The following is an 18704-nucleotide window of genomic DNA, read 5'->3' on the forward strand; positions in this document are numbered from 1 at the left end:
CAGCGAAGGCGAGTAGGGGTTTACTCCGGGGGCTCGAGGAAGAGGGAGGACAGGCGGGGCAGGCGGCGCCGCATCTCGTCTTCGTCGTCGAAGTCCCAGAGCATCGAGGCGTCCGGGCGGCTCGGGATGGCGTCGGCGGGTGGCAGCTCGTCACCCGTCGCGTCGCGGTGGGCGACCTGGGCGATCGTCAGCACCTCCTCCGCCTCGAACACCGCGCCCGTCGAGGCCGCGGCTCGGACCGAGGGCAGGTCGGCGAGGGAGTCGGGGTCGCGGACGGCGCGGGCCAGGACGTCCCGGCCGTTGGCGATCAGCCAGCCCCGGAAGTGGTCGAAGCCGTCGTCCGAGCAGCCGCCGTTGATCAGGTAGGCCGCCGCCCACAGGTCCTCCTTGCCGGAGGCGGCCATCACCTTGTCGAGGTGGCGGGCCCACGCCACGATCTCGGCGGGGCCGCGCCCGGCCAGGTCGGCGGCCGCCCGCTTCGCCACCTCGTCGGGCGAACCCGGCCGATCGGCGGTCGCCCGGTCGATGACCGCCCAGAAGTCGTCCGTTCTCATGGGCGACAGCCTGCCAGCCGGGTACGACAAAAACGGGGAGGTCGGCGCCCGCCACCCCACCGGCCCGGGCGGCGGCGGAGCACCGCAGGCAGGATGGGGGCATGCGTCCGATATCGCTGCCCGAGGTCGCTTACGGCGCTACCGCCGTACGCCCGGATTGGGGGGATTTGCCGTTGCCCCTGCGGGCCGCGATCGAAGCGCGGCTCGGCGCCCGGGTGACCGCCTCGACCACCGCGGGCGGCGGGTTCACCAGAGCTTTCGCGGCCGTTGTCGAGACCTCGGCCGGTGAGCGCGCGTTCCTCAAGGCGGCTCCCCTGACCCATCCCGATGCCGATGCGTACGCCCGTGAGGCGGTCGTCACATCCGCGCTGCCCCCGGGGATACGGGCGCCACGGCCACGCTGGACGCTGGCGACGGAAGGGCACTACGTGCTGTGCATGGAAGCGCTCGACGGACGCGTACCCGATCTGCCGTGGAAGCCGGACGACCTCGCGGCGGCCTTGCGGGCGTGGCACACGGCCGCCGCCGCGCTGTCCCGGCCGACGAGCCCCGGGCTGCCGCACCTGAGCGACCTCGTGAGAGGCGAACTGTCCTGGTGGTCGGAGATCGCGGGCGGACGAGCCCCTCTTCCCCCGGCACCACGATGGGTCCGCGAGCGCCTCGACGATCTGGCAGGCCTCGAACACGGGCTGCCGGCACTGGTCACCGGGCCCGGGATGCTCCACGGCGACCTGCGGATAGACAACATCATGATCGATGCGTACGGGGAAGCCTGGCTGTGCGACTGGACCTGGCCGTGCCTGGGCGCACCCTGGTTCGACACGGTGTCTCTGCTGGTCACGGCGTACGCCAGCGGCCTCGACGCGGATGGTCTGCTCGCGCCGTGGGCGGCGCCGGCGGCGGGAGTGGACGGGGCGCTGGCGGCGCTGAGCGGCCACTGGCTGACGCGCGCGGCCGGCAGGCCGAGCACCGCCTCACCGCACAGCCGGCAGCACCAGAGGTTCAGCGGCGAGCAGGCGCTGGCGTGGCTGGCCGCCCGGCGCAACTGGCACCCGCGGAACTGAAACCGAGCAACCGGCACGTCGCCGGCGAGGGAGACGGTGCTGCAGGGTGGTGGGGCCCTCGACGGCGAACGGTGCAGCTCCCGCCGGAGTCGGACATTTCGGCGCCCGACCGTCACCGCCCCGCGGCTGCCGCCGGTGACCCGCTAACCTTCCACGGGACGGACCGGCCTCGTGGACTGCTCGATTTGGGCGGGCCCGATCAGGCCTGATACATTGGTTCGTCGCGTGTGGTGACGCGCTGCTGCTTGCCGTCGTCGCCACCGTCCGAGTACATCATCCGAACTAGTCAGGACAAGGCTGTCGCGTGGCGAACATCAAGTCCCAGATCAAGCGCAACCGGCAGAACGAGAAGGCCCGGCTGCGCAACAAGTCGGTCAAGTCGTCGCTGAAGACCGTGATCCGCAAGCTGAACGAGGCGAGCGAGGCCGGCAACACCGAGACGGCCACCGCTCTGCTGCGTGACGCCTCGCGTCAGCTCGACAAGGCCGTGAGCAAGGGCGTCATTCACAAGAACCAGGCGGCGAACCGCAAGTCGGCCATCGCCAAGCGGGTCGCCTCGCTGTCTGCCTGATCACTGACCGTTCACGGTCGCACCCCTCGGGGCACGACCGGGTCATAGATCGCTCTCCAGGCACCGCCGGACTCCCGGGTCCAGCGGTGCCTGAGCTGTATCCGCACGCCGCCGGCCCGCTCATACCACCACGCGCCGGAGCGCTGCCTGAGCTGCATCCACACGCGCGGCGAGCCCGCTGCCTGAGCCGCACCCGCCCGCACGGCCCTGAGCTGGCCGCCGCACACACAGCCAGCCTGCCGCCCGAGACGCGTCCGCACGCATGGGCCCGAGCTGCATCCGCAGGCACCGCAAGACCGGCGCACGGGGACCTCACGCGCCGCCGAGCCGGTGTTCGAGGAGACCGCACGCGCCGCCGAGCCGGTGTTCGAGGAGACCGCACGCGCCGCCCCTGCACTGAAGCCGTATCCGCATTGCCCGTGGACCGAACGCCACGCGGGACCACCGGCCCGCCCGGATGCGGGCGTGATCCGGCCGGGACGGCAGGTGCCGGGCCGTGCGCCACAGGACTTGTCTGTGCCCGTACTTAATAAGCCGTAACCGGAAAACCGCAACCAGGAAGGCCGCAAACCAAAAGCCGCAACCCCGACACGCCCGGATTAGGCCTTGTGTTTGGTTCGACCCCCGGCTATCGGTCGGACTGTGCGTCGGATCACGTTCGCGCCACCACCGCACCGTCCCGCCTGATTGAGGCGGTTGCGCTCTCGACGGGCATGGCAGCCTGCCGATATGTCTGGTTTCGCGTTCGATGATCGGAGAGCTGCGCGCAGGAGTGAGGCTCGCGGAAGTGTCGGACCGACATGCAAAGATTCTGTACGTGAACAGCGCACCTCCCGCCCCCCTCGTCCTTGTTCTCGGTGACGAGGAGCTGCTTGCCGCGCGTGCCATCACCGCGACGGTCGAGGCGGCGCGGGAGCAGGATCCCGGGGCCGACGTCCGGGAGTATGAGGCGGGTCAGCTCAGCGCCGGCGAGGTAGCCGAGATGCTCAGCCCTTCGCTGTTCGGTGGGCGGCGTGTGCTTGTCGTGCGCGGCGGGCAGGATGCGCGCAAGGATCTCGCTTCCGCCCTCCTTTCCTACGCGAAGAGTCCCGATCCCGACGTGACGCTCGTCGTCGCCCATCTCGGCGCGGCCAAGGGCAAGGCGTTCGCCGACGGGTTGAAGTCCGCGGGGGCGACCGTGGTGCCCGCCGTCAAGCTCAAGGGCGAGCGGGAACGGATCGCGTTCGTGCGCGACGAGTTCCGGCGCAATGGCGGGCGGTGCGACGAGACGGCCGCGTCCGCGCTGTTGCAGGCCGTCGGCACCGACCTGCGCGAGATCGCCGCCGCATGCTCCCAGTTGCTCGCCGACACCGACGGCAGGATCAACGCCGCGGTGGTCGCCCGCTATTACAAGGGGCGGGCCGAGGTGAGCGGGTTCGCCGTGGCCGATGCCGCGATGGTCGGCGACGTGCCGGGCGCGCTGGAGGCGTTGCGCTGGGCCCTGCACGTCGGGGTCGACCCCGTGCCGATCGCGGACGCGCTCGCCGACGGTGTGCGCACGGTCGCCCGGGTGGCGTCCGCCGGGCGCGGCAATCCCTACCAGTTGGCCAGTTCGCTCGGCATGCCCGCGTGGAAGATCCAGAAGGCCCAGGAGCGCAGCCGCGGCTGGACCCCCGAAGGCCTGGTCGACGCGATGCGCGCCGCCGCCGACTGCAACGCCGCGGTCAAGGGCGGTGCCGAGGACCGGGGTTACGCGCTGGAGCAGGCGGTCTTCGCGGTGGCCCAGGCACGGCAGTCCGGAGGTGCCCGATGACCCGGTCCCGTCGCGCCGGGCTGTCCCGTGACGAAGTGCGCCAACAGCCGCTGTACGCCCGGATGCTGGGCCTGCAGTATCTGGCGCCCAGCGGCTTTCTCTGCTTCGTCTTCCTCGAGGGTGCGATCGCGCTCGGCATCCTGCTGGCCCTGGCGGAGCTCGTCAGCTGGTGGGGCGTGCTGGTGTTGCCGGTGACCGTCGCGGCGATGGTCAAGCTGAACGATGCCGTGGCGGGCGCGCTGACGAGGCCACAGGTGCGCACGTCCGTGGCAGGCCCGCGCGCCGGTGCGGACTTCGGCGCGGCGGAGCCTGGGTCCCGGGGTGGGGAGACGGTACGGCTTCCCGAAACCCTCCTTGCGAACATCGCCGCGACACCGCCACCACGATCAGCACCGGCCGGGCGGCCGGCAGCTTCCGGCCGGCCGGTTACGGGCGGGCGGCCGGCCGTGGGCGGGCAACCGCCGCTGGGCGGGCAACCAATGCTGGGCGGGCAACCGCCGCTGGGCGGGCAACCAATGCTGGGCGGGCAACCGCCGCTGGGCGGGCAACCAATGCTGGGCGGGCAACCAAAGCTGGGCGGGCAACCAATGCTGGGCGGGCAGCCGACCGCGAGCGAGCGGCCGGCGCGTGCCGAGGCCGGCCCGGCGGGCACGTTCGAACGCATGTCGGCCGACGGCCCGGTGACGTCGCCCACCGCCGGGAATCGGTGGGCGCCGGAGAGCCCCGGCCGCTTTTCGCCCGCAAGCACGGACCGCTTCGGCCCCGACAACACCGACCGGTTCGCCCCCGACGGTGCAGGCCGCTTCGGCCCCGACAGCTCAGGCCGGTTCGGCCCCGAGGGCGCGAGTGGCTTCGTCCGTGACAGGGTGGGCCCGTTCCGCCACGACGAGGCGGCGCCGTTCGCTCATGACGGTGCGGGCTCGTCCGGGCACGACGGCGCGGACCGGTTCTCGCATGACGGCGGGGACCGGTGGGCGGTGCGCGACGGCGAAGACCAGATTCCCGCCGGGCCGCCGGTCGGCGCGGGAGGCTACGCCGCCGACCCGGCGACCATGGGCGGGGCAGGCGGCCCGCTGCACGCGTCCGGATCCGCCACCGACGAGCCCGGCATGTTCCAGGGACCCCACACGGTCCAGCAATGGGCGAGCCAGGTGGACGACCAGCAGCAACGCGCCCGACAGTCCGCGGCCCGGCGCTACGAGTGACGGCCGCGGAACCTTCTCCACCGCAAGGGACCTGACTGCCGTGCTCGTCGTCCGCTTGGCGGAGCGCAGCCTCAAGGCAGCGAGGAGATGGTGCCCGCCGCGGCATGATCAGATCGTGGCGTTGAGTTCGGAGTCGGTCGCTGCGTGGTCTGGCATCGAGTTGGTGGAGCGCCTGACCGGCGGAGCCCGCAACGAGGTCGTCCTCGCGCGCCGCGGTGGACGACGGGTGGTCGTACGACAATCTGGTCGTTCCCTGCCTGCCCTGGAGTGGGAACTGGACCTGCTGGACCACCTCGCGAGTCACGGCATCGGCGTTCCGCGCCCGATCGTCACCGATGACGGACGCAGGCACGTGGATGGCGTGCACGTCCACGAGTTCATCGACGGCAGGCAGCCGCGTGACCGCCGAGACTGGCGGCGAGTGATCGACGTGCTGACGACCGTGCACGAGTTGACGACCGGCTGGCCACAACGCCCGGGATTCGCCTCAAGCCGGCAGTTGCTGAGCGCCGACCGTGGCGGCGACGTTCGCCTGGACGCCATGCCGCCGGAGGCGGTACGAGCCGTGCGCACCGCCTGGCAGCCGGTGCTGACCGGTCCGGAATGCGTCGTCCACGGCGATGTGAACGCGGGTAACGTCCTTGTCGACGGTGCTCACGTGTCCCTGCTGGACTGGGACGAGGCGCGAACCGACGTGCCGTGGTTCGACTTCGCCTCCATACCCGAGGATGTCGCCGTTCCGATGGACCGGCAGACCCTGGTCACTGCCGGCGTGGCCTGGGAGGCTGCCACCTGCTGGATACCGGAGCCGGAATACGCCGCACGACGGTTGGCGGAACTCTCCAACCGGTCGGGATAGCCGGCATGGCCTGCATACGCAGCGACCGAGAACGCAGCGGGTTGCCGCCCCGCACCGCCCAGTTGCCGTTCTCGTCGTGGAACAGCCCGTCCAGGCGGGTCGCCGCCGCCTCTCGGCCGCCCATCAGCGCGGCCAGGCCGGAGACGTTCTGCGGAACCATCCAGGTGTACGTGGCACTCGTTCCCTGGGCGAACCCGACGTCCGTCGACGGGCTGAAGCCTGCCTGCCAACTGCCGTCCGCCCGTCGCGCCGCCTGGTAACCGACCGCCGGGTTGAAGGTGTTCTTCCAGTAGTCCCCGCGCGGCCGCAACTGTCGGTAGAGATCGCCGCGGCCGGCCCGTCGCGCCCACATCGCCAGCGAGAAGTCGGCGAGGGAATTCTCCAGGGTCTCGGCGGCGCCGCCCCAGCAGTGGCAGATGTCGTTGGCCGCATACCGCAGAGCCAGGTACGTGTTCAGCGTCGGCCGCTGCCCCAGGCACTGCCCCGGGCATCCCGCGTCCGACAGCGCATCCGGATTCTGCACCGTCGCCTGCCGGACCAGCGAATCCAGCGCCTCGCGTGCGTCGAAGTTGCGCACGCCCATCGCGGCATACGTGGCCAGCGTCGGCGCCGCCGGATCGCCGGTCATCACGTGGGTCGGCGCGCCCAGATGCAGCCATCTGTCCCAGATGCCCTTTTTCTGCGCGGCGAAGTCCATCATCGACTGCGCCATGTCACCGGCCACGTCCGGCCGCAGGATCGCGAGCAACTGGATCTGCGCCCGGTATTGATCCCAGCCGGAGAAGGTGCCGTACGCCGCGGCCTGCCCGGGCCGCAGGCGGTGCACCTGAAGGTCGGCGCCGAGATAGCGGCCGTCGCGGTCGCTCATCGTCTGCGGCTGCATGAGTGCGTGGTAGACGGAGGTGTAGAAGGCGGTCGTCCGCGCCTCGGTGCCACCGCCCACCCGGATCCGCTTCAGTTCGGTATTCCAGGCCGCGCGGGTGGCGGCTGCCGCCGTGTCGACGGTGGCGCCCGCGGGAACCTCGGCCTCCCGGTTGGCCGCCGCCCCGGCGAGGCTCACGTAGGAGATGCCGATGCGCATGCGCACGTCCGCGTCGGCGCCGGTGTCGAAGCCGACCCAGCCGCCGGAGCCACGCCCGGCCCGGTCGGCGCCCGTGAGGTAGCCTTCGCCGCCGCTGGCCGAGGTGCCACCGGGAGTTACCGTCGCATCCTTCCAGGTGCCGGTGCGGGCGAAGTCACGGTCGAACACCGCGCTGAAGTACAACCGGTAGTACGACCGGCGGTTGGGGTTGGACGCTCCGCCGCCGTTGCCGCGGCGGCCGCAGAAACCCCCGGTCAACACCGATCCGTTCACCGTACGGGCGGAGGCGTCGATGGAAATCTCGGCGTCCTCGCTGCCGTTGAGCGAATTCGAGGTGCGGAACAGCAGATTGGCGGCCGATCCCACGGGAAACGCGAAGTCCGCCACGCCCGCCCGCGTGCTCACGGCGAGGTCGGTGCGCGCCCCGGAGTCGAGCCGGACCGTGTAGCGACCCGGACGGGCCGACTCGTTGGCATGCGAGAACGTCGAGGCGTACTTCGCGTCCCGGGTGTCCGCGGTCGGCGACGTGTCGACCTCTCCCACATGCGGCAGGATCGGCACGTCGCCGGCGGCGCCGGGGTTGCAGCCCGCCCCGTTGACGTGGGTGAGGCTGAAGCCCCGCAGCCTGGTGACGTTGTACTCGTATCCGTTGGCGGCACCGGTGCTGGTCTGGTCGCCGGTGGTGCTGGTCGGACTCCACGCGATCATGCCGAAGGGACGGGTGGCACCCGGCCAGGTGTTGCCGCCGCGGGTGGTCCCGATGAAGGGATCCACATAGGAGACCGGATCGTCCACCAGCGGCACGGCAGCGCCGCCGCGTCCGGCGACGGCCGGGACGACGGACGTCGATGTCACGATCAGGACCGCTCCGATGACGCCGGCCGGAAGGGCACGCAGACGCGAGAGAATGCCGGAAGCAGGCCGGGACATACGCCCGACCCTAGGGCGACGCCGAGGACCACCGATACTGCGCGAGGCGTCTCGTGAATGAACGGTCAGAAACGCTGCCCGCGGGCGCCTTCCTCGAGCCACTGGTCGAAGGTCTGCACGCCGCGGGCTCCCGGCCCGTCCGGCAGCAGGCCGCCGCTGCCCATCGGCCCGGGCATCCAGAGGGGCAGCACCGGCCGCCGCCGCGCGCCGCCCGCGGCGATGAGCCGCCGCGCCATCGTGACCAGCGACTCCGCCCGCGGCCCGGCCAGATCTCCCGCCATTCCTCGCGGCTCCGCGCCGGCCAGCGCCGCCAGCGCCTCGGCGACCTCCCGCACCGCGATCGGCTGCACCGTCAGCCTCGGCACGAGCGCGACCGGCCCGGGCATTCGATCGAGCAACTGCCCCGCGAACTCGTGGAACTGTGTCGCCCGCAGCACGCTCCACGGCACCCCGCCGTCGCGGACGATCGCCTCCTGGCGCAACTTGCCCTGGTAGTAGCCGCTCTTGACCCGGTCGATCCCGACGATCGACAGCACGACGTGGTGCCGCACTCCCGCCCGTGTGGCCGCCGCCAGCAGGTTGCGCCCGGCCCGCTCGAAGAAGTCGACGGCGATCGTGCGCCTTGTCGTCGTCACGTTGCTGACGTCGATGGTGACGTCCACCCCGGCCAGCGCCGCGTCGAGCCCGGCGCCGCTCAGCAGGTCCACTCCCCGCCCGCGCGCCAGCACCACCGGCTCATGGCCGGCGGCGGTCAGCGTCTCGACCAGGTGCCGGCCGGTGAGACCGGTGCCGCCCGCAACTGCAACCTTCATCGTCTCGCTCCCTGCTGTCAGTGTGTCGCAGCAGGGACGAGCCAACCCCCGGCAACGTGACACGACGGCACCACGCGGTGAGTGAGCTCACTCGGGTGGATCACCGCGGGCAACGACCGCCAAGCCGCCGCCGGTCAGTACGACCGCCAGGTCACCGCCTTCATCCGTACGCAGCACCCGCGCCCCCTCCCGCCCGAGCCGCGACAGCAACGCCGCGTTCGGATGTCCGTAGTCGTTTCCGCGCCCCACCGACACCAGCGCCACCGCCGGATCCACGGCGTCGACGAACTCGGGCGACTGGTACGCGCTCCCGTGGTGCGCCACCTTCAGCACCTCGGCACGCACCGCCCGGGGACCGAGACGGTGGAGTAGTTCCTGTTGCTCCTCGGCCTCGGCGTCACCGGGCAGCAGCACGGTCCGTCCGGCCACCCGGGCCCGCAGCACAAGCGAGTTGTTGTTCGGGTCCGAGTTGGTGCCGTGCAACGGTTCCACCGGCCCGATCACGGTCATCGCCAGACCCTCGACCGCGAACGCCCAGCCCGGGCGCACCGCGGCCATCGGCACCCGGGCGGCGGCGGCCTGGGCGGCGACGGCGGCGCGACCGGCCGGCGGCTCGGGCCAGTCGGGGGTGACCACCGCCGCGACCGTACGGCCCCGGAACACCCCGGCCATGCCGCCGATGTGGTCGACGTGGAAATGGCTGACGACGAACAGCGCCACCTCGCGGATCCCGAGACGCCGCAGGCAGCGGTCGACCGCGCTCGGCTCCGGTCCGGCGTCGACGACGACCGCCCGCCCCTTCCCCGCGGGCAGCACCACGGCGTCGCCCTGCCCGACCGCGCACGCCACCACGATCCAGCGCGGCGGCGGCCACCCGGATGCCAGCAGCCGTACGGGAAGGGCTCCCAGCATCGCCCCGGCCGCGACGACCGCGACCAGCCGCCGCACCGCGGGTCGGCGGGCCGCGACCAGCAGCGCCAGGGTGAGCGCACCCAGCAGGAGCGCCCCGCCCACGCCGCCCGGCCAGGGAACCGCCCCGGCCGGCACGCGGGCGCCGTGCGTGGCGACGAGTACGAGCCACCGGGCGGGCCACTGTCCCACCCACGCCGCGAACTCGGCGCCGGCGGGCCAGACGGGCGACAGGACGGCGGCCGAGACGCCCAGCAGCGTGGCGGGGGCGATGGCCGGCACGACCAGGAGATTCGCCGGTACGGCGACCAGGCTGACACTGCCCGACATCGCCGCCACGACAGGCCCGCAGGCGACCTGAGCGGCGGCGGGAACCGCGAGCGCGTCGGCGGCCACGACCGGCCATCCGCGCCGCCGCAACGCGTCCCGCCACACCGGCGCGATCAGCAGCAACCCGGCCGTCGCCAGCACCGACAGGGCGAAGCCGACGTCTCCGGCCAACTCGGGATCCGCCAGGACCAGGGCCGCGACCGCGGCGGCCAGCGCGGGCACCGCCGCCCGCGGCCGTCCCGCGGCGAGGCCGAGCAGCCCGATCGCGCCCATCGCCGCGGCCCGCACGACACTCGGCGAGGGACGGGCGAGAATGACGAAGCCCACCAGGGCTGCGGCACAGATCAGCGCGGTGACGACGGGCCCCGCCCGGGTCCACCGCACGACAAACAGCACCACGCCGAGGATGATCGCCACGTTGGCGCCGCTGACGGCGTTGAGATGCGTCATGCCGGTCGCGCGGAAGTCCTCCTCGAGGGCGGGGTCCATCCGGCTCGTGTCCCCCACGACCAACCCCGGCAGTAGCCCACCGACGTCGTCCGGCAGCGGCGCGCAGGCGCGCTGGAGCCCGGCCCGCAGGAAGCCGGCCGCACGCTGCGCCGGAGACGACCGGCCGACGAGCCGCGGAGGATCCTTGACCGACACCACGGCGGCCCGCAGGTCGCCGCCCCGGGGAGCCAGCAGCCGCCCGGTGGCCGACACCCGCTGCCCGGGCAGCAGCGGCCGCCAGGCGGGGTCCGCACCGAGCACGAGCGCCCGGGCCGACAACCGCATCGAGGGGGCGTCCTCGGGATGCACGCCGGTCAGGTCCACCGACACCAGATAGGTCGGCGGCAGGCCCGGCGAGCCGGCGATCGCGCGCGGATCGTCGCGCACGGTCAGCTCCACCCGTACGGTGGCATCCGCGGCGACCAGGGCGGCCAGCGGACCGGCGTCCCGCACCGCGACCCGTGCGGCGGTCGCGGCGGCTCCGCATCCCGCCCCGAGCAGCATCGATGCCATCAGGAACCGCGCGACCCGCCAGGCGCCGGCGTGCCCTTCACCGACCCGGACCCGAAGCAGGGTTGTCACGGCGGCGCCCAGAAAGGCGACGGTGGCGACGCCGAGCCCGCCGCGGAACGTCAGATGCAGGGCGGCGAGGGCCGCCAGCCAGAGCGCGACGGCGAACCCTGCGAGCCGCAGATCCGGCGCCGTCATACGGTCACCAGATCCTTGAGCTGCTCGTAGCGCGCCGTCCCGATGCCGTCGACCTTGCGGAGGTCGCCCACGGCGCGGAAGCCACCCTGGGCGTCGCGCGCGTCGAGGATGCGCTGGGCCAGCACCGGGCCGACGCCCGGAAGGGTGTCCAGATCCGCCAGCGTGGCGGTGTTGAGGTTGACGAGGCCACCGGCTGCCGCGGAAGCGCCGCCACCTGCCGCGGGGGCGCCCGGTGGCTGCGGGACACCCACCATGATGAGCTCGCCGTCCACCACCTTGCGGGCCAGGTTGAGCGGCGCGACGTCGACGCCGGGCTGGGCACCGCCGGCGGCCCGCAGCGCGTCGGCCACGCGCGCTCCCGGCGCGAGCTGCACCAGGCCCGGCCTGCGCACCTTGCCGCCGACCGCCACGACCACCTCGGCGGGCCCGGAGGATGCGGCGACGGCCGCGCCAGCGGCTCGCGGATCGTCCATGATGGAGTCCGCGGCGATCGGCGCCGCCGCCGGTTCCACCCGGGGCCGCGCACGCCAGGCGAGCACCGCCGCGATCACCACGACGACGACGGCAACGGCCGTCAATGCGCGCACGCCCCGCCGCCCGGGATCGAACAGGCCGAGCCGCAACCCCGAGGCGTCACTCCCGAAGGCACCGGCACCGCCGAGCGCAGACTCCGTGCCAGCAGACTCCGTACCAGCAGACTCCGTACCAGCAGACTCCCCGCTCCATGGCGGCCGGCACGCAAGGTCGACCTCCAGCGCAGGAGGCGCCGGCACGGGCGGGCCGGATACGGCGGTGGCGAGGGTCACGTCGTCGGGCCAGGCCGACGCCGCCGCCAGCACCGTCCTCAGCCTGGCGCGTACCGGATCCTCGGGGTTGTTCTCCTCACGCACCCCGCGACCGTAGGGTTTCGCCATCATGACCCGCGCCGCCGCCTGTGGACGGCAAACCATTGTGGATGACCGGGAGTTCGATGAAATCTGTGCTACCCGCGGACCTGGCCGAGGCCGTGGCCCGGCTGCGCGCCGCGGGCTGTGTCTTCGCCGAGGACGAGGCCGCCGTGCTCGCCGAGGCCGCACCGGACGCCGCCGCCCTGGCCGAGTCGGTGCGCCGCCGGGCCGGCGGCGAGCCCCTCGAGCAGGTCGTCGGATACGCCGACTTCTGCGGGGTCCGGGTCCGGCTGCGCCCCGGCGTCTTCGTTCCCCGAGTCCGCAGCGAGCTGCTGGTGCGGCTGGCCGCCGCCCACGCCGCCCCGGGCACCGTCGTGGTCGATCTGTGCTGCGGCTCGGGCGCCCTGGGCCTGGCCGTACGCCACCGGGTGCCCGGCATCGAGCTGCACGCCGCGGACAGCGATCCCGTCGCCGTCGCCTGCGCCCGGGACAATCTCGGCACCGACGTCCATCAAGGGGATCTCTTCGCCGCTCTGCCGGACGGGCTCCGGGGCCGCATCGGCGTCCTGCTCGCGAACGTGCCCTACGTCGCCACCCGGCACATACCCTTCCTCCCCGCCGAGGCCCGTCTGCACGAGCCGCACACCGCCCTGGACGGCGGCGAGGACGGGCTGGACGCCTTCCGCGCCGTGGTCGCCGCGGCCACCGCCTGGCTGGCCCCCGGTGGCCTGCTGCTGTCGGAGATCACCGGGGAGCAGATCGAGCCCGCGACCGCGACGGTACGGTCGGCAGGCCTGCACCCCTGGATCCACACCGACGACGACCTCGAGGCGGCGGTCGTGACAGTCACCACAGCGAAGAGATAGGGTCGGCGCCCACCGACACGCGGAAGGGCACGAGCGCCGTGGGCTTGTTGCGGAGGGCCGCCCGTGCACGCCTGGCCTGCCAGGTCATCAGGCGGCTGCGGCGGGGCGGCGTGCGGCAGGCCCGCTACCACGCCGGATCCTTCACGGTGCGCTTCACCCGTCCCGGTGACGACGAGCCGACCGTGCTGCGGCTCGGCGAGGTCCGCCGCGGGCGCGTCGCCGACTTCGTCGCCGGGCTGCTGCGAGCTCCGGGCCTGCCGGCGACCTGGGCCGAAGCCCGCCCGTTGCTGCGTCCTGTCCTGCGTGGCGCGACCCCACCGGCCGACGTCACGACGCCGCTGCACCGTCCCGCGTGGCCGTTCCTGGCCGAGTACGTCGTGGTCGACCAGCCCGACACCATGACGTACGTGAACGCCGCGCACGGCTGGGGTGTCACCGACGACGAGGTCTTCGCGGCCGCGCGGGCCAACCTCTCGGGCGCGAAGCTTCTCGGTACCGCCGACGAGCCGGTGGTCGTGCGGTTCGTCGACGACGGCGATGCGTACTGGACCTCGCACCTGCTGCTCGACGGTTGGCTCGCCGGACTGGCCGGGCAGGTCGGCGGTCGCCCGGTGGCCTTCGCGCCCGAGCGCGGCACGCTGCTGGTCACCGCGGACGGCAGCGACCAGGTGCCGGACCTGTTCGCCCGGGCCGAGGCGATCTTCCTGCGCTCGCCGCGGGCCATCACCCCGATGGCGTACGTGCCGGACGAGCGCGGCCGCACGGTGCCCTACCCCGCGGAGCCCGGTTCGCCGCTGTGGATCTGCGTACGCCGGGCCGAGGCCGTCCTCGCCTCCTGGGGCTACGCCCGTCAGGCTGAGCGCCTGCCGCTCGCCGCCGAGCTGCTGATCACGCCGGAGGGGCGCACCCGGGCGCTGTGGCCGTCGGACGGGCCGGCGCTGCTGCCCCGGGCCGACGAGGTGCAGTGCGGCGACACCGTACGCCCGTGGGAGGAGATCAGCGACCGCCTGACCGCCCAGGGGCTGAATCCCGAACGCTGGCGCGGCGAAGGCTGGCCCTAGGTCCGGCGGTGGACCACCACGCCGGCGAGGCCCGGCCCGACGTGCGCGGCCACGACCGCGCCGATCTCGGTGATGTAGCGGTCGCGGAGCCGGTCGCCGAGCCGGGCCGCGACGGCGTCCGCCAGCGCCGCCGCCCGGTCGGCGGCGCCCAGGTGGTGGACGGCGATGTCGGCCTCCCCGGTGCCGGAGGCCTCCACCGCCAGGTCCACCAGCCGGGCGAGGGCCCGCCCGGCCGTGCGGACCTTGTCGCGGACGACGATCGCGCCGTCGACCACGTGCAGGATGGGCTTGACCGACAGGGCGGTGCCGAGCAGGGCCGAGGCGGCGCCGATGCGGCCACCGCGGCGCAGGAACTCCAGGGTGTCCACGTAGAAGAGGGTGCTGACCTGCGCGGCGTGGTCCACGGCTGTCTTCCGTACGGAATCCAGTGTGCCGCCCCGGTCCGCCGCGGTGGCCGCGGCCAGGGCCGCGAAGCCCAGCCCCATCCCGGTCGTCTGACTGTCCACGACCTCGACCTGGGGCCCGATGGCGGCGGCGGCCAGCGTGGCCGCCTCGAACGTCCCGGACAGCTTCGCGGACAGGTGCACGGAGACGATGCCGTCGGCGCCCGCGTCCAGGACCTTCCGGTACGCGCGGGCGAACTGCTCCGGGGCGGGCCGCGAGGTGCTGACGGCGCAGCGCCGGGCACCGAGCGCGTGGGCCACCTGGACCGGGGAGATCTCCTCTCCCTCGAGGCCTTCGTCGCCGTTGATCACGACGGTGAGGGGCACGACGGTCAGGTTGTGGGTGCCGCCCAGCTCGGACGGCAGGTACGCGGTGGAGTCGGTGACGACCGCGACGGGCATGCGGGCACCGTAACTGATAGTCGCCTATTTTGCGCGGATAGCGGTGACGATGAACGGCGTGCCCTGCTGACAGGTGCTCATCATGCCGGCCTCGGAGCGGCCCGTGACGGTGACGGTGGCGCCGACCTTGGCCTTGGTGCGCAGGGACTCCTGGTCGAAGACCAGCAGGTTGTCGCCGAGCAGCAGGCAGTTCGGCTCGACGCCGGCAGTGATCTTGCCGGAGATGGTGCGGCTGCCGCTCGCGGCCGGCGGCTTCGCACTCGATTCCTCACCCGGGACGGCGGACGGCACGGACGCGGGCGGTGCGGACGCCGAAGGCGCGGACGGGGCCGGCGCGGACGCCGAGGTCTCGGCGGCGGGAGCGCCTGCCGGAACCCCGGCGTCGGGGCCGGCGCCGTTGGCGCAGCCCGCGATGGACAGCGCGACCAGAGTCATGGCAACCAGAGTCATGCGTTGACTGATCATGATGCCTTGGACGCTACCTGCCGCTGATCCGTTCCGCCCAAGTGGCGGAAGATCACAGCGACGACGGGACCGGGCGGTCGGCGAACGGCCCGACGTTGTACGCGGCGAGCTGCCAGCCCCGGACGTCGTCGTAGCTCAGTTCGGTCCAGTGGCAGTTCTGCAAAGCGCGCAGGGTCCGGAGCTGCTCCCGGGGCCAGCCCAGCAGGTGACCGGCGCCGTGGCGGGCGGCCCCGCCATGGGTGGCCACCACGACGGTGCCCCCGGCCGGAACGGCGTCGACCGCGGCCTGGAGGGCGTCGCCGACCCGCTTGGCGAGGTCGTCCAGGGTCTCGACGCCGCCGCCCACCACGTCGGCTCCGGCTTTCCAGGCGGCGTGCTCCTCGGGCCGGGTCTCGGCGACCTCGGCCATGGTGAGGCCCTGCCACGCGCCGAAGTGGCGCTCGCGCAGCCGTTCGTCGCGCCGGACGGACAGGCCGGTCAGGGCGGCGAGGGCGGCCGCGGTGTCCGCGGCACGGCGCAGATCGCTGGAGAAGAGCGCGCCGGGGCGCAGGCGGACGAGCAGCTCGGCCGCGTCGACGGCCTGCTGCTCGCCCAGGGCGTTGAGCGGGACGTCGGTCTGGCCCTGCACGCGGCCCGCCGCGTTCCAGTCGGTGTTGCCGTGCCGCCAGACGACGAGGCGGGTGGTGGTCATGCGACGCCGGAGGAGTCGGCCTCGACCATGTCACGGTCGACGAACGGAATGGTCGGGCAGTCCTTCCACAGCCGGTCGAGGGCGTAGAACTCCCGCTCCTCGGCGTGCTGGATGTGCACGACGATGTCGACGTAGTCGAGCAGCACCCAGCGGCCCTGCCGCTCGCCCTCACGGCGGACCGGCTTGGCCTTCTCCGGCAGGTTGATCAGAGCTTCCTCGACGGCGTCGACGATGGCGATCACCTGCCGCTCGTTGGACGCCGACGCGATGACGAACGCGTCGGTGATGTAGAGCTGCTCGGCGACGTCGATGACGACGATGTCCTGCGCCTTCTTGTCGGCGGCGGCCTGCGCCGCCGTCAAGGCAAGCTCGCGGGCGCGGTCGGTGACGGGCACCGGTCTCCCCTCGTTCGGTGTCAGAGGTACTAGCGTCTCACACAGGTGTGACAACTCGACTCGGACAAACGACCAAAAAAGGGTTGTTATTCGCGATAGAGATGCCGTTTGGCGATGTACTGCACCACACCATCGGGTACGAGGTACCAGACGGGCTGCCCCTTCGCGACCCGGGACCGGCAATCGCTCGACGAGATCGCCATGGCCGGCACCTCGACCAGGGTGACCGTGTCGGCCGGCAGATGCGCGTCGGAGAGCTCGAACCCGGGCCGGGTGACGCCCACGAAGTGCGCCAGCGAGAGCATCTCCATCGCATCCTTCCAGGACAGGATCTTCGCCAGCGCGTCGGCGCCGGTGATGAAGAACAGCTCGGCGTCCGGACCGTAGAGGGCGTGCAGGTCACGCAGCGTGTCCACGGTGTACGTGGGGCCGTCGCGGTCGATGTCGGCCCGGCTGACGTGGAAGTGCGGGTTGGAGGCGGTGGCGACGACGGTCATCAGGTAGCGATCCTCGGCGGGGCTGACCTGCCCCTTCTGCCAAGGCTGGCCGGTGGGCACGAACACGACCTCGTCCAGCTCGAAACGGCTCTGCACCTCGCTCGCCGCCACGAGGTGACCGTGGTGGATCGGGTCGAAGGTCCCGCCCATGATGCCGATCCGTCGCCGCCGTCGCATCGGCGCATCGTAGATCAAGCGGCCGGTCAGCCGTCGAGCCGCTTGCGGACGGCGGTCAGCAGGTCCTCGGCCGTGAACGGCTTCTCGAGCAGCGCCACGCCCGGATCGAGCGTCCCCTTGGAGGCGAGCACGGGCTGCGCGTAGCCGGACATGTAGAGCACCCGGGTGTCCGGGCGTACGTCGGTGAGCCGGTCGGCCAGCTCCTTGCCGAGCATGCCGGGCATCACGACGTCGCTGACCAGCAGGTCGATCGCGCCGTCGTGCAGCCGGGCCAGCTCCAGCGCCTGGGCGCCGCCGTCGGCCGCGAGCACCCGGTAACCCGCACCGGAGAGGATCCGCCCCGCCACCTCGCGCAGGGCCGCCTCGTCGTCGACCACCAGCAGCGTCTCGCCGCATCCGGCGGTGACCGCGGGTCCGGACTCGGGCTCCGGTTCCGGCTTGGCGCCCTCCGAGGCCGGCAGGAGCACGGTCGCGGTGGTGCCCACGCCAGGCTCGGAGGCCAGGCTCACGCTGCCTCCGGCCTGCGTGACGATGCCGTACACGGTGGCCAGTCCCAGGCCGGTCGCCTCGTGGTTGGGCTTGGTGGTGAAGAACGGCTCGAACGCGCGCTCCACGACGTCCGGCGTCATGCCGCGGCCGGAGTCCGCCACCCGCAGCCGTACGTAGTCACCGGCCGCGAGCTCCGGGTGCTCGTGCGGCGAGAGATGCGCGCACGCGGTGTCGATCACCAGGTTGCCGCCCGACGGCATGGCGTTCCGGGCGTTGGTGGCGAGGCTGACCAGCAACTGCTGGACCTGGGCGGGATCGCAGGTGACGGGCGGCAGGGTGTCGGCGAGACGGGTGATCAGCCTGATGTCCCCGCCGATCGCGCCCCGCAGCGCCTCCTCGGCCCCCGCGACCACCTCGTTGAGGTCCACGAGCTGCGGACGGACCACGTCACGCCGGGCGAACTTCAGCAGTTGCTGGGTCAGCCCGGTACCGCGCTCTCCGGCCTTGATCACCTGGCGGGCGTCCGCCGCGATCGCGGTGACGTCCGGGGTGGGCGACTCCGTCTCCTCGACGACGAAGGTGGCGTAGTTGACGATCACGCCCAGCAGGTTGTTGAAGTCGTGCGCGACGCCGCCGGCGAGCTTGCCGAGCGCCTCGAGCCGCTCGCTGCGCTGGCTGTGGGCATCGGCCTTGAGCTGGTGACGCCCGGTGACGTCCCGGACGATCGCCACGGTCAGCCGGCCCTGCGGGACCTCCATGACCGCCAGCGATACCTCCGCCGGGAACTCCGCGCCGTCCCGGCGGCGGGCCTGCACGACGACCGTGCCCGCCGTGCCGGTGAAGGAATCGCGCGCCGCCTCGGTGAGCAGGATTCCAGCGTCACGACCGAGCAGCTCGGCACGCGGCCACCCGAAGACCTCCTCGGCCCGGTCGTTGACCAGGACGATGCGGCCCCCGTCGAGGACCACGATCGCGCCCGGGGCGGCCTGCAGCAGACCGCTGGACAGCTCCTCGGACCATTCCACCG

17 protein-coding genes and 1 pseudogene are annotated in these 18704 nt (G+C 72.8%); 7 read left to right on the top strand and 11 right to left on the bottom strand.

The features are described 5' to 3' along the window. Positions 1 to 20: 20 nt before the first annotated feature. Positions 21 to 554, bottom strand: a complete 534-nt coding sequence (locus EDD30_RS11785) for a DUF4240 domain-containing protein (RefSeq protein WP_071810153.1) — start codon at positions 552 to 554, stop codon at positions 21 to 23. Positions 555 to 655: 101 nt separating this feature from the next. Between EDD30_RS11785 and EDD30_RS11790 the strand changes: the two genes are divergently transcribed. The 5 genes and pseudogenes from EDD30_RS11790 to EDD30_RS39025 all read left to right on the top strand — a co-directional run bounded on the left by EDD30_RS11790 (position 656) and on the right by EDD30_RS39025 (position 6045). Then, positions 656 to 1618, top strand: coding sequence for a phosphotransferase family protein (locus tag EDD30_RS11790; protein WP_071810154.1), 963 nt, complete (start codon positions 656 to 658; stop codon positions 1616 to 1618). A gap of 304 nt (positions 1619 to 1922) precedes the next feature. Beyond that, positions 1923 to 2189: a 30S ribosomal protein S20 gene (gene rpsT, locus EDD30_RS11795; RefSeq protein WP_071810155.1), complete on the top strand. Its 267-nt coding sequence runs from the start codon at positions 1923 to 1925 to the stop codon at positions 2187 to 2189. A gap of 817 nt (positions 2190 to 3006) precedes the next feature. Beyond that, the gene (gene holA, locus EDD30_RS11800; RefSeq protein ID WP_071810159.1) at positions 3007 to 3981 is read left to right on the top strand and encodes a DNA polymerase III subunit delta; all 975 of its coding nucleotides are present in this window, start codon (positions 3007 to 3009) and stop codon (positions 3979 to 3981) included. Further along, positions 3978 to 4229: pseudogene (locus EDD30_RS40545) on the top strand (hypothetical protein); the annotation flags it as partial. The gene holA and the pseudogene EDD30_RS40545, both read left to right, overlap by 4 nt. A gap of 1072 nt (positions 4230 to 5301) precedes the next feature. After that, positions 5302 to 6045, top strand: a complete 744-nt coding sequence (locus EDD30_RS39025; protein WP_170047650.1) for a phosphotransferase enzyme family protein — start codon at positions 5302 to 5304, stop codon at positions 6043 to 6045. Here the strand turns inward: EDD30_RS39025 and EDD30_RS11815 are convergent. The 4 genes from EDD30_RS11815 to EDD30_RS11830 all read right to left on the bottom strand — a co-directional run bounded on the left by EDD30_RS11815 (position 5948) and on the right by EDD30_RS11830 (position 12143). Beyond that, complete coding sequence (locus tag EDD30_RS11815; RefSeq protein ID WP_211278004.1) at positions 5948 to 7981, bottom strand: GH92 family glycosyl hydrolase; 2034 nt, start codon at positions 7979 to 7981, stop codon at positions 5948 to 5950. The genes EDD30_RS39025 and EDD30_RS11815 overlap by 98 nt on opposite strands. A gap of 140 nt (positions 7982 to 8121) precedes the next feature. Continuing rightward, the gene (locus EDD30_RS11820; RefSeq protein ID WP_071808888.1) at positions 8122 to 8868 is read right to left on the bottom strand and encodes an SDR family oxidoreductase; all 747 of its coding nucleotides are present in this window, start codon (positions 8866 to 8868) and stop codon (positions 8122 to 8124) included. Between the two features lie 87 nt (positions 8869 to 8955). Next, positions 8956 to 11304, bottom strand: coding sequence for a ComEC/Rec2 family competence protein (locus EDD30_RS11825; protein ID WP_123678243.1), 2349 nt, complete (start codon positions 11302 to 11304; stop codon positions 8956 to 8958). Beyond that, on the bottom strand, positions 11301 to 12143 hold the full coding sequence (locus EDD30_RS11830) for a ComEA family DNA-binding protein (protein ID WP_425321277.1): 843 nt from the start codon (positions 12141 to 12143) through the stop codon (positions 11301 to 11303). Before EDD30_RS11830 ends, EDD30_RS11825 begins: the two co-directional genes overlap by 4 nt. A gap of 131 nt (positions 12144 to 12274) precedes the next feature. Here EDD30_RS11830 and EDD30_RS11835 point away from each other — a divergent pair, with 131 nt between their 5' ends. Both EDD30_RS11835 and EDD30_RS11840 read left to right on the top strand, forming a co-directional pair. After that, a complete protein-coding gene (locus EDD30_RS11835; protein WP_071807908.1) occupies positions 12275 to 13057 on the top strand; it encodes a putative protein N(5)-glutamine methyltransferase in 783 nt (260 codons plus the stop codon). Positions 13058 to 13095: 38 nt separating this feature from the next. Beyond that, complete coding sequence (locus EDD30_RS11840; protein WP_071807907.1) at positions 13096 to 14118, top strand: DUF1444 domain-containing protein; 1023 nt, start codon at positions 13096 to 13098, stop codon at positions 14116 to 14118. On the opposite strand, the gene EDD30_RS11845 is transcribed toward EDD30_RS11840, so the two are convergent. The 6 genes from EDD30_RS11845 to EDD30_RS11870 form a co-directional block, all read right to left on the bottom strand. Continuing rightward, positions 14115 to 14963, bottom strand: a complete 849-nt coding sequence (locus EDD30_RS11845) for a DegV family protein (RefSeq protein ID WP_071807906.1) — start codon at positions 14961 to 14963, stop codon at positions 14115 to 14117. The two genes, EDD30_RS11840 and EDD30_RS11845, sit on opposite strands and share 4 nt — an antisense overlap. Before the next feature lie 24 nt (positions 14964 to 14987). Further along, positions 14988 to 15413, bottom strand: a complete 426-nt coding sequence (locus tag EDD30_RS38240; protein ID WP_148088130.1) for a hypothetical protein — start codon at positions 15411 to 15413, stop codon at positions 14988 to 14990. Between the two features lie 67 nt (positions 15414 to 15480). Then, positions 15481 to 16119: a histidine phosphatase family protein gene (locus EDD30_RS11855; protein WP_071807904.1), complete on the bottom strand. Its 639-nt coding sequence runs from the start codon at positions 16117 to 16119 to the stop codon at positions 15481 to 15483. Beyond that, positions 16116 to 16514: a ribosome silencing factor gene (rsfS, locus tag EDD30_RS11860; protein ID WP_071807903.1), complete on the bottom strand. Its 399-nt coding sequence runs from the start codon at positions 16512 to 16514 to the stop codon at positions 16116 to 16118. The genes EDD30_RS11855 and rsfS overlap by 4 nt, the downstream gene beginning before the upstream one ends. An 86-nt stretch (positions 16515 to 16600) precedes the next feature. Then, positions 16601 to 17188: a nicotinate-nucleotide adenylyltransferase gene (gene nadD, locus EDD30_RS11865; RefSeq protein ID WP_071807902.1), complete on the bottom strand. Its 588-nt coding sequence runs from the start codon at positions 17186 to 17188 to the stop codon at positions 16601 to 16603. A gap of 26 nt (positions 17189 to 17214) precedes the next feature. Continuing rightward, on the bottom strand, positions 17215 to 18702 hold the full coding sequence (locus EDD30_RS11870) for a hybrid sensor histidine kinase/response regulator (RefSeq protein ID WP_071807901.1): 1488 nt from the start codon (positions 18700 to 18702) through the stop codon (positions 17215 to 17217). Positions 18703 to 18704: the final 2 nt, after the last annotated feature.

Source organism: Couchioplanes caeruleus, assembly GCF_003751945.1.
In the GTDB taxonomy this organism is placed as follows: Bacteria; Actinomycetota; Actinomycetes; order Mycobacteriales; family Micromonosporaceae; genus Actinoplanes; species Actinoplanes caeruleus.

Bases quoted from the DNA above. Each gene is read 5' to 3' on its own strand.
- EDD30_RS11835 (WP_071807908.1), top strand. From the start codon at position 12,275: ATGAAATCTGTGCTACCCGCGGACCTGGCCGAGGCCGTGGCCCGGCTG.
- EDD30_RS38240 (WP_148088130.1), bottom strand. From the start codon at position 15,413: ATGACTCTGGTTGCCATGACTCTGGTCGCGCTGTCCATCGCGGGCTGC.
- EDD30_RS11790 (WP_071810154.1), top strand. From the start codon at position 656: ATGCGTCCGATATCGCTGCCCGAGGTCGCTTACGGCGCTACCGCCGTA.
- EDD30_RS11820 (WP_071808888.1), bottom strand. From the start codon at position 8,868: ATGAAGGTTGCAGTTGCGGGCGGCACCGGTCTCACCGGCCGGCACCTG.
- nadD (WP_071807902.1), bottom strand. From the start codon at position 17,188: ATGCGACGGCGGCGACGGATCGGCATCATGGGCGGGACCTTCGACCCG.
- EDD30_RS11785 (WP_071810153.1), bottom strand. From the start codon at position 554: ATGAGAACGGACGACTTCTGGGCGGTCATCGACCGGGCGACCGCCGAT.
- EDD30_RS11825 (WP_123678243.1), bottom strand. From the start codon at position 11,304: ATGACGGCGCCGGATCTGCGGCTCGCAGGGTTCGCCGTCGCGCTCTGG.
- EDD30_RS11845 (WP_071807906.1), bottom strand. From the start codon at position 14,963: ATGCCCGTCGCGGTCGTCACCGACTCCACCGCGTACCTGCCGTCCGAG.
- EDD30_RS11855 (WP_071807904.1), bottom strand. From the start codon at position 16,119: ATGACCACCACCCGCCTCGTCGTCTGGCGGCACGGCAACACCGACTGG.